13 protein-coding genes and 2 pseudogenes are annotated in these 13,633 nt (G+C 44.1%); 1 reads left to right on the top strand and 14 read right to left on the bottom strand.

Annotated features, from left to right (window positions below):
- Positions 1-27: 27 nt before the first annotated feature.
- The 10 genes and pseudogenes from MiSe_RS00500 to hrcA all read right to left on the bottom strand — a co-directional run.
- Positions 28-378, bottom strand: a pseudogene (locus MiSe_RS00500) (Uma2 family endonuclease); the annotation flags it as partial.
- An 87-nt stretch (positions 379-465) separates the two neighbouring features.
- A complete protein-coding gene (locus tag MiSe_RS00495) occupies positions 466-1,044 on the bottom strand; it encodes a Uma2 family endonuclease (RefSeq protein WP_226572676.1) in 579 nt (192 codons plus the stop codon).
- A 26-nt stretch (positions 1,045-1,070) separates the two neighbouring features.
- Complete coding sequence (locus MiSe_RS00490; RefSeq protein ID WP_226572674.1) at positions 1,071-3,959, bottom strand: class I SAM-dependent DNA methyltransferase; 2,889 nt, start codon at positions 3,957-3,959, stop codon at positions 1,071-1,073.
- A gap of 315 nt (positions 3,960-4,274) precedes the next feature.
- On the bottom strand, positions 4,275-5,135 hold the full coding sequence (locus MiSe_RS00485; RefSeq protein WP_226572667.1) for an HIT family protein: 861 nt from the start codon (positions 5,133-5,135) through the stop codon (positions 4,275-4,277).
- Positions 5,136-5,688: 553 nt separating this feature from the next.
- Positions 5,689-6,663: a heme o synthase gene (locus MiSe_RS00480; protein ID WP_226572664.1), complete on the bottom strand. Its 975-nt coding sequence runs from the start codon at positions 6,661-6,663 to the stop codon at positions 5,689-5,691.
- A gap of 154 nt (positions 6,664-6,817) precedes the next feature.
- Positions 6,818-7,774: a COX15/CtaA family protein gene (locus tag MiSe_RS00475; protein WP_226572662.1), complete on the bottom strand. Its 957-nt coding sequence runs from the start codon at positions 7,772-7,774 to the stop codon at positions 6,818-6,820.
- Positions 7,775-8,037: 263 nt separating this feature from the next.
- Entirely contained in the window at positions 8,038-8,739 is a 702-nt protein-coding gene (locus MiSe_RS00470) for a DUF2834 domain-containing protein (protein WP_226572661.1), read from the bottom strand.
- Between the two features lie 15 nt (positions 8,740-8,754).
- Complete coding sequence (locus tag MiSe_RS00465; RefSeq protein ID WP_226572659.1) at positions 8,755-9,408, bottom strand: DUF2834 domain-containing protein; 654 nt, start codon at positions 9,406-9,408, stop codon at positions 8,755-8,757.
- A 309-nt stretch (positions 9,409-9,717) separates the two neighbouring features.
- A complete protein-coding gene (locus MiSe_RS00460; RefSeq protein WP_226572657.1) occupies positions 9,718-10,398 on the bottom strand; it encodes a DUF2834 domain-containing protein in 681 nt (226 codons plus the stop codon).
- 71 nt (positions 10,399-10,469) lie between these two features.
- Positions 10,470-11,543, bottom strand: a complete 1,074-nt coding sequence (gene hrcA, locus MiSe_RS00455; protein ID WP_226572655.1) for a heat-inducible transcriptional repressor HrcA — start codon at positions 11,541-11,543, stop codon at positions 10,470-10,472.
- Between the two features lie 269 nt (positions 11,544-11,812).
- On the opposite strand from hrcA, the gene MiSe_RS50715 reads away from it, so the two are divergent.
- Positions 11,813-11,944 carry a hypothetical protein gene (locus tag MiSe_RS50715; protein ID WP_264196262.1) on the top strand — a complete coding sequence of 44 codons (132 nt, stop codon included), beginning with the start codon at positions 11,813-11,815 and terminating at the stop codon, positions 11,942-11,944.
- Positions 11,945-12,022: 78 nt separating this feature from the next.
- Here MiSe_RS50715 and MiSe_RS00450 read toward each other — a convergent pair.
- From MiSe_RS00450 to MiSe_RS00435, 4 genes and pseudogenes are all read right to left on the bottom strand, one after another.
- A pseudogene (locus MiSe_RS00450) lies at positions 12,023-12,223 on the bottom strand (GNAT family N-acetyltransferase); the annotation flags it as partial.
- Between the two features lie 12 nt (positions 12,224-12,235).
- Positions 12,236-12,430 (bottom strand): hypothetical protein, encoded by a 195-nt coding sequence (locus tag MiSe_RS00445; RefSeq protein WP_226572652.1) that lies wholly within the window; start codon positions 12,428-12,430, stop codon positions 12,236-12,238.
- Positions 12,431-12,635: 205 nt separating this feature from the next.
- Positions 12,636-12,995 carry a rhodanese-like domain-containing protein gene (locus tag MiSe_RS00440; RefSeq protein WP_226572651.1) on the bottom strand — a complete coding sequence of 120 codons (360 nt, stop codon included), beginning with the start codon at positions 12,993-12,995 and terminating at the stop codon, positions 12,636-12,638.
- Between the two features lie 32 nt (positions 12,996-13,027).
- A complete protein-coding gene (locus MiSe_RS00435) occupies positions 13,028-13,357 on the bottom strand; it encodes a hypothetical protein (RefSeq protein ID WP_226572649.1) in 330 nt (109 codons plus the stop codon).
- Between the last annotated feature and the right edge of the window lie 276 nt (positions 13,358-13,633).

Here is a 13,633-nt window from a genome sequence, read left to right as displayed (position 1 = left end):
TTGCAGGATCGAGAGGGAGAGTGGTTAATCAATCCGATCTTTGCCCACGGCGGCTTGCCAGTTGTCAATATAAAAGCAGTAATCTGGCTCAATGCCTCCTGCTTCGGGAATGTCCATTGTAATTGGCGTAAAGGCTTCATAGTTACGGTTTTCACTATCAAGCAAAGCTTCAACAATATCTGCCAAAATATTGGCTTCCCGTCCATGTCTGGGTAGGGGACTCATGAGTAAAATTTCGCCATCGCGATACTTGATGCGGGGAATCGAGCCATCACCCCGGCTATCGCGCAAGGCACAGTAGTCTTGCCAGGTTCCAGGCATTCGGACTACGGTTCCGGGGGGGAGTTGAATTTTGTCTCGTGAAATTACGGCGTACATGGCTATGTCTGGGTTAAGAATACCAATCGACTGACGAATTTTTGTTGTAGCTATTGTCTTAAAAAATGGCGTACTGGGAGTGCTGCATCACTCCTGACCCTCAAATATAACCCCTTCGTACAGCAATTCAATCGTCAACTCAAATTCAATGCTATCTAAAGTAATAATATCGCCAGCAGTATAAGGATAGTATAACCACATTTTCCCTTCTCCCCGACAGTAGCGCTCAACTGCAATTTTTTCTGATTCAATCAGGACATATTCTTGCAAAGTGGGGATGGTTCGATAATAGGTGAATTTCTCACCGCGCTCTTTTGCTTCTGTACCTGGGGAAAGAACTTCGACAATCAGTTTGGGATGTTGGATGAATTTGCGCGAGTTGAGGTCTTGGGGGTCGCAGCTTACAATAACATCGGGATAAAAGTATGCCTTACTGCTGCTGAGTTGGAGTTTAACATCTGAAACGTTGACTCGACAGCCTCTCGGACGCAGATGGGGACGTAAGGCGGTGTACAAGTTAAGGGCGATATCATTGTGGGGAATCGAGCCTCCAGTCATGGCGAAGATTTCGCCGTTGACATATTCGTGACGAATTTCTTGTCTCGCTTCCCATTCCAGGTATTCGTCAACAGTCATTTTTTGTGGGGGTTGGGGGGTTGCAATCATCGCGGGTTCCTCTAGTTAATATGATTTTACTCTGGCATTTTGACGCAATCCTCTGTAATAAACTCACTGGCATTTTTCACGACAGGCGGCAAACCGGGAGCGACAACGGGTAACCCTTTAGCTTCTCGCGCTGCTACCTCAAAATTCAATTCCAGCAAAAACTTTAGTGGATCTTCCTTGGCTTTCATGCCGTAAGCTTCCCGCACTGCTGCATCCAGTTCTGCGTGTGCCTTGCGAAGCGGGTTATCTCCCGGTAATTCCAAGGTGCGATACAGTTCGCGCAAACTCCACTGGTTTTCGTTCATCACCTGGCGCCGTAACTGTCGCAATTTGACGGCTGCTGTTGCAACTTTTTTAGCTTGTGGCAGTGTGGGGGATTGCGGAAAGGGGAAGGAATCAAAAACTGTGTCGGAGGTGTAACGAAAATCTCGTTTTAGGGTTGAACATCGCCGATTAAACCATTCCCAATGAATTCCAGACTGCAAAATTCCAAACGAGTAATCGTCAGATAGCGGAAAGACTTGTAGAGCATCGCTGGGTCTGATTTTAGGATCGATAAACTCAAACACAGGTCGTTTTGTAACTCTGCTACAAGCGATATAACGAGATGATTTGGCAATTTTTTGCATTAATTCAGCACGAGGATATGAAAGCAACCACCATTTTGCCAGAAAATTTTGATGATGACGATTAACCTTGGCTTTTGGGTTATCCTTTAAAGCCTCGTTGTTGCGTTCTGCCTCTTCTTTAGCAGCATTTTGGCGAGTTGGTAATACAAGCTCTTGAATTCTATTGAAGGGTGCAGAATATTTACTAGAAGCAAGAACATCACGGGGATGCAAGTCAATAACATATCTTTGTGGTAATGGAGGTTTCTCTGAGAGTAAATCCTCTCCAATCAAGTAAGGAAAAATAACTTCCATATTGTTTTTCGAATGTCGAATCATGGAAGCCGCTTCATTTGGAGTCAGTAAAAATCCTTCATGTCCATGTGTTTGTCCTTGATAACAAGCGTCCGAGTTGGCATTGATTGGCAGTTTCTTGGCTTGAGTAACATCAAGTTTTGCAGACAGGGCTGAATTGATTGTATTTAGTTCTACAATTTCCCAAGGGCTGTCTTTATCATCACCTAGTTGGGTGAAGAGTTTCTTTTTGCCTGGTTGTTCGCCTTTGATCCAGTTAGCAATGGACACATGGACAACAGCGTTGCCTGACCAAACTTGGGTAGAAACTGCTTCGGTAATTGTGCCGCCATTACTCACAATGTAATCTAAGCTACCTTCGCGGGAATAGTTTTGGCGGATGGTGTTTGTACCAACCAGTCCGGCGCGTCCGTTTGGTTTCAATTCATCATGGGCACGGCGAAACCAATAGACACAGTAATCTGCCCGTCCAGGTACTCCGGGATATTTGGCTCGGACTCGGCGCACATAGGCGGATCCATACTCTTGTTGCATCTTGTTTTTTGATTGGTAAGGCGGATTACCAATAATTGCGTCTGCCTCTGTCCAATCACAAAACAGGGCATCATCACAGCGAATATTTTGCTCCAAGTTATCGAGAGGAAGGGCGCGATCGAGTTCTAGAGGTAAGCTCATTTGCGCTACGTTGAGCAACTGATTTTCCTCATCTAGTGCCAGCTTTTTCGCTAGCATGAGAGTTACTTTTGCCAGTTCTACCGCAAACGGTTTGATGTCAATACCGTAAAACTGAGTCGTTTTGACCAAAGACATCGTACCGATACTGCCTGCTTTGCGCCCGCCAAATTCTGCGTGAATTTTTGCCAGTAGTTGCGCTTCCAGTCGCTTAAGTTCTCGGTAAGTAATGTAGAGAAAGTTTCCGCTACCACAGGCAGGATCTAATACCTTAAAGTTGATTAATTCCTGTCGCAGTGCCAGTAAGTCTTTTAAGGTTTTAGCCGCGTCGATCCGCTCGCGCCAGGGGCGTACAATCGTTGGCAAAACTACTTTTTGAATGTCAGCTTCGCTGGTATAATGAGCGCCCAAGGCATGACGTTCTTCTTTACCCAAGCTGCCCTCAAATAACGTGCCAAAAATAGCAGGTTCCACCTTTGACCAGCGTTGCGATGCTGCGGTTGCTAGCAAATCGATTTCACTTCTAGTGAGGGAAATGGGTTCAACATTTGAGAAAATGCCACCATTGAAATAGGGAACATCTCGATAACGACTATCTTTGGGTGCAGGGCGATCGCTCCCCATTTGTCGAAATAACCCCCCAATCAAATCGTAGGAACTGAACTTGTTAGAGCGACAATCTTCTAAAAATTCGGTAAACAATCCCCTCGGTAACAAGTCAATATCTTCAGCAAACAAAGAGATAACGCACTGAAGCACAAACCGTTGCGCGCTCGCTGCATCTTCCCCTCGTTCTACTAACCGATTAAACACCTGTGCCACATCATCAGCGGCTTGGCGCGTCACATCAACTTGATTATTATTAAATAAGGGTTTGCGGTTTTCAGGAAACAGAAAATTGAATGCGGTAAAGCGGTTAGGTAACTCTTCTAAGCTAATGCGATCTACAGGTTCCCGTAGTTGGGTATCAAAGTCATAAATCCAAAACTCATCGAAGTTGCAAAGAACCGTGTATTTTGGACGCTGAGGAACCAACTCTAGCCAGTATTCAAATGCTTGTTGATAGTGCTTCTCTAACTTTTCGCCGCGCTTTTTCATCTCCAAAAGTAACCTTGGTCGCCACAACAGATCGGCAAATTTTGTAGATTTACCATTAGCTTTGACTCGAAATTCCAGTTCCGCTCCTGCTTCCTTGTACCCTGCGTGACTGAATGCTTGAAACAGGCGATCGCAAAATACTTGAGCCTCACCTTTTTCATCTCCCTTCAAAGAACGGGCATAGTCAACAAAAGCTTTGATTTTGCTCGATGTATCTGTCATGGGAATAGATAACCAGTGTAAAGAAGCTATAAAACAGTCGCCGTGCGGTTAACCGTCGTGCGTTGTCGATGCCAACGAAATGTTGTTCAACGCAATTTAAACACAGCTTACAATAACATCGGGATATAAAAACGCGATCGCTCAAAGAAACCGGGTTTCTAGACTCAACGAGTATTTAACGCAAGTTGCTAGTTATAAAATTCGCCGTTGCCAGCTTGCTAATTGCAAGCTTGCTAATCTTGGATTTTTACCAATCGATCCATTAACCATTAGCCATTAGCTGCTATGTATGAGATAACTAGCAACTTGAGTTATTTACTCGTTTCTTCTTTTAGGAATCACACATCTCATTCCACCTTTATTCCCATCAACATCACCTTGGTAACGAGGGATAATATGAATGCTAGCGTGCTTCCTAGTTTGACCTGCATCTTTATTGATATTTATTCCCACATTAAACCCATCAGGCTGAAATTCTTTTGTCAAAATCTCTTGCACTTTGTTCGCCATATACCAGCAGGCAGATTGTTCTTTAAATGGCAGTTCAAAATAATTGGCAACGTGACGCTTCGGTACGATCAACACATGCCCTTTACTCACAGGATAACCATCAAACATGGCATAAGCTGTTGCTGACTCTGTTAATATGGTTAGATTTTTATAAGGGTTACAAAATATGCAATTATTAGTTGAATTTCTTTGATGGTTATAATGCATGTATTCGTAAATTTCACACATTTCATTTAAATATATTGACTTAAAAGGAAGTTTTACGACACACTGATATGTAGGCTTTTTGTGAATATAATGTTCTCGGAAACCTTCTTTTTTTATATCCCTTCTGACTGCATAATACGCTTTGCCGCCCGGTTTCAACAGATGTGCAATTTGCATGATAACATTCGCTTGCTCTTCAGGAAACAAAACGTTTAAAACATAAAAACAAATGATGGTGTCGAATTTTTCATTTGGGTATTGCGGGAAATAATAAGGGTCATACCCTGTAATATCAAATCCTTTTTTTTGCAATAATTTAACATCATTACCAAATCCACAACCAAAGTCTAGAACCTTACCTTGAAGCAAGTTTTTATCTAACAAAAGCTGTGCTGGGAATGACAGATAAACTCTTTCTTTTGCAGTCAGGTAGCTGAATTTATTTTGTTGCTTTTTCATAGATACGGGGTTTCTGGTAAAATCGGACACAGCACGATGTTATTGGCGCTCGTTCGATAGAATTCCCCGTTTTAGTCAAAAACTAACCCTCTACCCCCTCATTCCTCGCTACAAGGGGATAGGGTAAGCTGTTGCTCCCAAATCACCGCCTCCCTTCCTTCCAATCTTCCCCGCCTGGTAATTGTGCTAAAAAATTAGGGACGATCTCAGCTAAATCTCTAGTTGAATAAACTCTTTCTACTTCCTTCTTCGTGTTCTTCGTGTCTTCGCGGTTTATTCAATAGTTATTCTTCCGCCGCAAAGGGAGTAAGCAAAAGTTGTGTATTGTAGGGGCGGGTTTTACCAACGATCTCTACTAAGCTGCTACGCACCTAATTTGGCAACCAACTTTTATCAGCTTCTTGTGGGATGGGCATCTTGCCCGTCAGTTTATTCGATTTAAATGCGTAGCAGCTTGATAATCGACAATTTATATCAACCCACCCCCTCCAAATAATAAAACCCGCTTGGCAAATAACCAAGCGGGAAACAGCGACGATATTTAATCGTCTGACTATTGCAGTATCGAAATCGTGCTAATTAGCGTATCCACATTCTGAGCGATGCTAGCTGTCATGCAGCGAGTCACTGGCAAACTATCAATCACAATTCCCAAACACAGCAGCATCATGTAGATAATCGAGTATTTAAACACCGACCGCGCTGACGTGTTATCAACTGGATTTTGTAACAGTTGCCAAGCTTTTTGGATAAATTTCCCACCCAAGGTAAGGGCAATCAATCCATAAACAACACCTGCCGTACCCAAAGGATAAATTAGCAATAGGGTTGATGGCACCAAAATTAAGGTGTAAATCCAGATTTGGCGGGTTGTTTCTACTTCACCTTCTACCACTGGTAACATCGGGATGCCGACTTTGGCGTAGTCGTCTTTAATCATCAACGCCAGTCCCCAAAAATGGGGCGGCGTCCAAATAAATACAATCGCAAACAGCATCCACGCTGACCAACTTAAACTACCCGTTACTGCTGCCCATCCTACCAAAGCAGGAATTGCACCCGCCGCACCGCCAATGACGATATTTTGGGGCGTGTGGCGTTTGAGCATGTGGGTGTAGATGAGCATGTAAAATACGATACCGGACATTGTTAACAACGCCGCTAGCAAGTTGGCAAAGACAGTTAGTAAGGTGAAAGAAAGGGTAGCGAGTGCGATCGCAAACAACAATGCATCCCGCGTCTGCACCCTACCAGAAGGAATCGGGCGATGGCGGGTGCGCTCCATTGTATAGTCGATATCGCGATCGTAGATACAATTGAGCGTCTGCGCCGAGGCAGCTGCTAAGGTTCCACCCAAAAGAGTTACGATTAGCAATACCGGGTCTACTCGCCCATCCGACGCCATCCACATGCTGGCAGCAGTTGTAATTAACAGTAAGGGAATAATCCTCGGTTTGGTTAGCTGGTAATAGCTTTGAATGACTTGTAGAAAGTTTTCATGTTGGCGGGCAACGCTAGTCCCTATCATTACGGTTACATCCTTCTCGTGTGAAACAAAACTTGGTAATTGGTAATGGGTAATTGGTAATGGGTAATTGGGGATGGGGCGGGTTTAATTTAGCTGTTTGTTTTACCCATAATTCCTCTGTAAAACCTGCCCCTACATCGCTTACCTGACCTAATTAGGCGGCTTTTCCGACAGATGCCCCTAAAACATTGGCAGCGATATTTTCTGGTTTAGAATCTCGCAGTCCTAGTACGGTAAATGCCACCAAGGAACCCAATAATGCTGCACCTACTGCTTGATGAGAAACTGTTAGCACTTCTACTTGCAGGTGTAAGCGGAAAGTCGCAATTCCCAAAACTATTTGTGCAATTAGCAACAGGGCGGTAAGTCTAGACAAGTTACGCAGCATGGGATGAAGTGCGTATTTTCGCCATGCTAAAATCACGACTGCCAAAGTTGCTATAGTTGCTGGAAAAACGCCAATAATATGGCTATTCATTACCGCACATAACTCCGATGCGCCGAAGCATTGGTGCAGCGCCCAGCGGGAACCTACGAGCGCCCCTAGTAAGCTTTGCAAGTAAACTAAAATTGCGGCGGTTAAACCGATCCAGGGCAACTTACCAACGCTTCGGGTGCCTTTGTAGGGAAGTAGCACCGTGCCTATTACTAGGAGGGTGATGAAGAATAATAGCGCACATCCCAAGTGGGCGGTGACGATGTCAAATCGCAGCAATTGGGTAACCGTGAGTCCGCCTAACACGCCTTGGAACACAATCAATCCCAGGGCAAATATTGATGCAGCGGGCATCCAGCGGGGTAGCTGACGGCGATACCACCAGGATACGGCAACTAACGCGATCGCGCTCACCCCAATCAACGCCGCATCGAGTCTATGAAACCATTCCAGGAATACCTGGAGGTTCATCAGTTGTTGCGAGGGTACTAACTGACCATAGCACAAAGGCCAATCCGGACAAGCCAACCCGGCATTCATCACCCGCGTAGCGCTGCCGACTGCCATCAATAGTAGCGTCGCGATCGCTATCTTCCACACAAAGCGACGAATCCAATCTTTTGGGGTGGTACTCGATTCGGTGCGTATGTCTTGATGCAAGGCAGATTCAGTCATTAGCTATACCAAGGATGTTATTTGCAAACACTATTAAGCGAGTCATGAGCATTTACTCATTCCCAGCCAAGCATCGCGCTTGGTTGACCATTGGCTCCTAATAATCAATTTAGTCAGACTAAGCGGTTTTCCCGAAAAGCTTTCCGTATTTTTTTAGTTTTAAACTTTTACATATCTTTACACCACCCCTCCCACCCCAGCCGCCACCAGTCCCATCCGTATCTCTGGGAATTCTGCCATAATTGATACAAATTCGGTTTGTTTTAATTACCTAGAGGTGCGAGGGGTTCTTGTTCGGAGAAACTTTGCGAACGCATCTCTATTTTTGTAGTTAAAGACGGACGCCAGCAAAGATAAACCAATGGTCCAAACAGCGGAATTAGCGCCACTGTCCAAAAAATGCGACTATCTTGAATACCCCGACGCGCCATATCATCATCGAATAGCGATGTTAGGGGAAATATCAGACTCATCAAACAAAAATCTAGACTTATCAAATGAACAAATGCCGTAGTTTGAAACTGGTGGACATAATCTTCCCAATCTCCAGCAACGATCGCGTAGGCAATTAAACCAATGGTAATTAAAAGCAGAGTGACTCCAGTTGAACGTCTATCTAAAATTTCGAGCCACTTATCTTTTGTGCCAGAGAATTCTTGATGGCGTTGACGTAAAATCAAATAAGGCATTAGACAGATAACTCCGGTTCCATTCGCTCCGATAAAATAAGGCCACGCGCGCAACTTTTGCATTCTGCCATCAAAAAACATCAGGCAAGCATATATTGTAGGCCAAACGCCCATCAACCAAAATATTGCCACCAGAATTGCATTAACTTTTTCCATCTGAAATGTTAGCAAATTCTTGACAATAGGCCATGTATCTGGTTGGTCGAGGGGTGCTAACCAGATTGTATAACCTACGAAGGTTATCCAGATGAAAAACAATGCAAATTTCCTGAACATAATTACACGCTTTTACTAACTTGTACTTGCGAAAGCTTCTGGCGCAGTTTTAGCACTGGTTTCTTCTAGAGGAGGACGCAAACAAAGATAAGCCACCGACCCAATTAAAGGCAGCAGTGAGAATACCCAAAAAATTAGCGAATTCTTGAAACCTCGCCGCGCCATATCATCGCCCAGCAGCGTTGGAAATAACAAACACAACAGACAAAATGCCAAACTCATACCATTAATAAATCGACTGGTTTGGCACTGATAAATAAACCCTCCCCAGTCTCCAAACAGCAAAGCATAACCTAGTAAAACAACTGTACTTAAACCGATGCCAACACCCGTCCACCGCGAATCTAGCAGCTTTAGGAAAGCATCTTTTTCCCCAGAAAATTCTTGATTCGATTCGCGCCAAGCTAAATAAGGGATTAAGCCAATGACTCCCGTTGCAGTGGACGCCAAAACAAAAGGCCATGCCGGAATTTTTTGCATCCTGCCATCAGCGAAAATCAGACAACTGTATATTTGTATCCAGATGCCGATGAGGGAGAATAATGATAAAATAATTGGATTAATTTCTAACCAATTCCCTGTAAATAAGTTTTTAAGCAACTCAATCGTACTTGGTTGAGTAGGCGGAGCCAAAAACAGAATATAGGCAATAAATCCTATCCATAGCAACCAGCAATTTTTCTATTCATATTGGTAATGGCAAAGCAATTAATTATAATTATAGTCTGGATTTTTGGCTGGCTAATAGCTAATAGTAAAAATCCCATTAACAATTAGCTATTAGCCAGCATTTTAAGGGATATGAACCATGTTATTAAGTAGGAGCCTGCGACTGGCGATCGCAGGCTGGAGAACGGATATATGCAAGGTTATGAATTAATTCTAAACGTAACCTATAAAAGGTTAAATCTATCTTTAGTTAAATCTAAAAAATAGGCCAAAAGAGAGAGGAAAACCCTCTCCCTCTGGTTTTACCGCTTAGCGCGTGGTGCTAGCAACAGTTTCCGCTTCTACCTTTAGTGAAGATTCTGGAAGCGAAGGACGCAAGCAAAGATAGGCAAGCGGTCCAAATAAAGGAATCAGGGATACTCCCCAAAAAACTAGCGGATTTTTTATACCTCGCCGCGCCATATCATCGCCCAACAACGCGGGAAATATGAGAGATAGCAGACAAAAATCCAAACTCATCACGTGGATAAAGCGATCGCTAGTCCACTGTTGGATAAAATCTGCCCAATTACCATCGCGTAAACCATAGTAAACGAGTCCAACCGTAACCAGAGTTAGAATCAAACCCGTAAAACGCGAGTCGAGTATCTTCAGAGTAATATTCTTACTACCGACAAACCCCCGATTGGGTTCGCGCAACCCTAAATAAGGTAATATCGCAAAAGCACCAACCGCAAACGACAAACCAGTAAACAACCATGCCGGTAATTTTTGTCCCCTACCATCCGCCAACAGCAGACAAGCATAAATCATAGGCCAAACGCCCATAATATTAAACAGGGAGACAATTAAAGAATTAATCCCTTGCCAATTTCCCGTAGAAAGATTTTGAATCAAATCAGGAGTATCTGGTTGATTGGGAGGCGCTAGCAAAAAAGCGTAGCCCACAAAACCAACCCACAATAACCAAAATGCAACTTTTCTAACCACACTCCTCCTTCTTCGCGTTCTTTGCGTCTACCCTACGGGAAGACACTTCGTGTCTATCGCGGTTCAAAAAATTAACTTAACGCTTCAGAGAGATAATCTGCCGCAGCTTCTACTACAGCGATCGCATTCTCATAAACCATCCGCGTTGGTCCCAAAACCCCCACACTCCCCACCGGCATCGCACCTTGCCGATAAGTAGCACTAATCAGCGTACAAGTGCGGATCGGTTCTAGAGTATTTTCCGCTCCAATTCGCACCGTTACGCGCTTTCCTAGCTGTTTGCTTGCAGGTGATTCAAATATTAAAGGCCACAACTGCTCTTGCTCTTCTTCCAATAGGTGGATTAGCGTTTGCACTTGCTGCAATTCGGAAAATTCTGGTTGACGCAACACCTCCGACACGCCGCGAATCAGAATTTGCGTCCCAGCACTTGGTTGAAACCTTAATATGACTTCTGCTAGTAAATTTTTCAGAAATTCGGCATATTGTTGAAATTCCCGATCCACTTGAGTCCAGTCTAGGGAAGCAATTTCAGAAAGACTTCGCCCCCTTAACTGACTATTCAAAAAGTTAGAGAGAATCTGCAACTCTCTCGCTAAAATCTCCTCATCAAGTTGGGCGTTATTCTCGGTCTGGGGTAATTGCATCAACACCGATTGGGTTTCATAATGCTCGGTTACCACAATCAGCATCACCCGTCCCGTCTCAATTTGTAACAGTTGCAAATGTCGCAATTTGTTAGTCCGAGTCTGAGGCATCGTAATCAGGGTAATATAACCGCTGATTGTCGCTAGGATTTGAGCAGCGCCCTGCAACAGCGCCTCCAAACTCCAATTTTTTTGCTGCAACCGATCTTGTAACAACTGTTCCACCTGACGTGCTAGGGGTTCTGAAGGCGTAATCAGTTGGTCAACATAAATGCGGTAACCAGAGTCCGAGGGAACCCGTCCCGCTGACGTATGGGGTTGATACAACAAACCCGCTTTTTCTAAAACGCCCATTGCGTTGCGAATCGTCGCTGGACTGACGCTAAGGTTATATTCGTCTACCAACGCCTTCGATCCCACGGGTTCTGCCGTTGCGATGTAGTGACGTACTGTTGCCCAAAGAACTTGTTGTTGTCTGTCTGTCAGATGGATTTGCATAGATTTGTCAAGCGGCAGTCGAGCTTTATGGAATTATTAAAAAATTGCTGCGAGAAAGCCATATGTTTTCTCAAATTTGATCAAGGATAATAACAAAATTCCCACTGTTTCGTATACATCGCGGTACAGATTAAAGTTTTTCTATCGAAGTCTGACATTTTTTGATACAATATTATGCTGCGCAACAATCGCCGCTAAACTCGCATCCAAATTGAGGCAAGTTTATCCTCACGTCACTTATCATATTTTCCGCGCTGATTGGGACGGCAATGGTAGCAAGCAATACAAAGATTTTAAGATATGGCTGCTATGTTCCGCGCCAGAAGGGGAAAATGGTGGTATGCGATCGCTCGCGCGTGCCGGAGGCGAGGCATATCGCCGATGCACCCGTAGTAACATAGATGGCTTCACTTCTACGATAGCAAAGCCGAGACTGATGTCGCTTGACGGTACAACCAGGGTTATAAGTTGTGTTTTTGTCAAAAATATCGTTGATGTCCGGGTGGGAAATCTTGGAGAATGCCAAATATTTGATAGCCGAGTTTCTGGTAAAAACCCAGCGCTTGAAAGCTAAACTTATCGAGATAACAATGATGACAACCGCGCTTTTTGGCTTCTGATTCTGCTTTTAGCATTAATTCCCGTCCATATCCTTGACCTCGAAGCGCTTCGCTAACCCAAAGTTGGGAAACTCACATCCATTCCCAATAAGTTTCGCCGACCAAACCACCGACTATTTTGCCTTCACTATCTCGAATAAAAATGGCTATTGGATAGGAAACATTTTTACCTACCTGCGAGGCGTTGTAATCAACCAGGTTTTTGATAAAAGTACGAATATCTTCTTTGGTTGGATTATCCTCAACCTTTATTGTTAAGTCTCTCATTTGAATTTCTTTTCATTGTATAGAGGCGGGTTTTACCAACAATTTGGCTCAACCCGCCCCCAAGCATCTGTATCAATAGACCTCTGGCAAAAATATTTGATGCGCGCAGGATGCCCACCCCACAAAACCAGAAAAATTCTTGTGGGGTGGGCGTCGGTGCCCGCTCTTGAAATCTTCTGAAAAGGACTTTTCCCAGAGGTCTAATTTAATAGCGCGGAACTGAAGGATCGACCAAGATAGAATAAGCATCTATCCCGCCAACTACATTTTTAACGTTGGTGAACCCCTGAGTCATTAACCATTGGCACATTTGAGCCGATCTAACGCCGTGGTGACACATGACGAGAGTTTCTGCATTAGGATCGAAACGAGTCTGAATCTGCTCAGACCAAGAGTTGAATTCGCTTAAGGGAAGGACTTCAAAGCCATCCACATGAGCGATCGCTACCTCAGACATTTCTCGCACATCAATTAACTGTATCCCATCAGTGGCAGATGCTAGACGGCTAGCCAATTCCTCAACGCCGATCTCAGGTATGGGCTGACTAAAAAATTGAGCAGACATGAACCAAGGGAGAAACCTACCTTCAAACTATATCAATCTTGGGAACGATGAGCTTGCCTTTTCTCCTGCATAAACTGCTTACAAGCAATCCGACGATTCTCCATAAACTGATGCCAAAAACCGGGATATATATCGTCCATCGTTTTTGCGATCGCCCAGACTTCCATCCCCATCAGATTGTACAGCGACCGATCCGCCCGTTGCAGCTCTTCCACCCGCTGTTGCAAATCCGCCTCTGATGCTTCTGTTGCCGTTTCTTCCTCTGATTGATCGAGTTGACGCGATTTTAGTTCCAGCATTGCGATCGCCCCCTGGTTAATTCCTCTTGATAATATCCTAATAAACCCTAGCCACTTAGTCAAAAATGCTACACCACATTTCGCGAAGCTGAAAGTAAAACTGTTATTTTACTTTGAGATTGTGATGCTGCCACCTGACCGTTCATGCGTAGCTTACGATACTAATCAAGTGTAAGCATTCCAACTGGGAATCGATCCCTCAAAAAATATAACTTGATAAAAGCTTTAATATCTTGTTATATGCTTGACAATCGGCAGCGATAATGGTATGGGTAACGCTCAGAACCCCGACTTGTTTAAGAAGTCGGGGTTCTAGCCAGATCTAGCTGGAACAGGACT

Origin of the sequence: Microseira wollei NIES-4236 (genome assembly GCF_020521235.1) — a bacterium.
GTDB lineage: Bacteria > Cyanobacteriota > Cyanobacteriia > Cyanobacteriales > Aerosakkonemataceae > Microseira > Microseira wollei.
Note: the sequence above shows the minus strand (reverse complement) of the source record. Positions and strands in the feature narration are given on the sequence as shown.

What these genes read in the sequence shown, in the direction of transcription:
- MiSe_RS00480 (WP_226572664.1), bottom strand. Translation starts at nt 6,663, where the DNA reads ATGATAGGGACTAGCGTTGCCCGCCAACATGAAAACTTTCTACAAGTC.
- MiSe_RS00440 (WP_226572651.1), bottom strand. Translation starts at nt 12,995, where the DNA reads ATGTCTGCTCAATTTTTTAGTCAGCCCATACCTGAGATCGGCGTTGAG.
- MiSe_RS00485 (WP_226572667.1), bottom strand. Translation starts at nt 5,135, where the DNA reads ATGAAAAAGCAACAAAATAAATTCAGCTACCTGACTGCAAAAGAAAGA.
- MiSe_RS00470 (WP_226572661.1), bottom strand. Translation starts at nt 8,739, where the DNA reads ATGTTCAGGAAATTTGCATTGTTTTTCATCTGGATAACCTTCGTAGGT.
- MiSe_RS00445 (WP_226572652.1), bottom strand. Translation starts at nt 12,430, where the DNA reads ATGAGAGACTTAACAATAAAGGTTGAGGATAATCCAACCAAAGAAGAT.
- MiSe_RS50715 (WP_264196262.1), top strand. Translation starts at nt 11,813, where the DNA reads ATGGTAGCAAGCAATACAAAGATTTTAAGATATGGCTGCTATGTTCCG.
- MiSe_RS00495 (WP_226572676.1), bottom strand. Translation starts at nt 1,044, where the DNA reads ATGATTGCAACCCCCCAACCCCCACAAAAAATGACTGTTGACGAATAC.
- MiSe_RS00475 (WP_226572662.1), bottom strand. Translation starts at nt 7,774, where the DNA reads ATGACTGAATCTGCCTTGCATCAAGACATACGCACCGAATCGAGTACC.
- hrcA (WP_226572655.1), bottom strand. Translation starts at nt 11,543, where the DNA reads ATGCAAATCCATCTGACAGACAGACAACAACAAGTTCTTTGGGCAACA.
- MiSe_RS00490 (WP_226572674.1), bottom strand. Translation starts at nt 3,959, where the DNA reads ATGACAGATACATCGAGCAAAATCAAAGCTTTTGTTGACTATGCCCGT.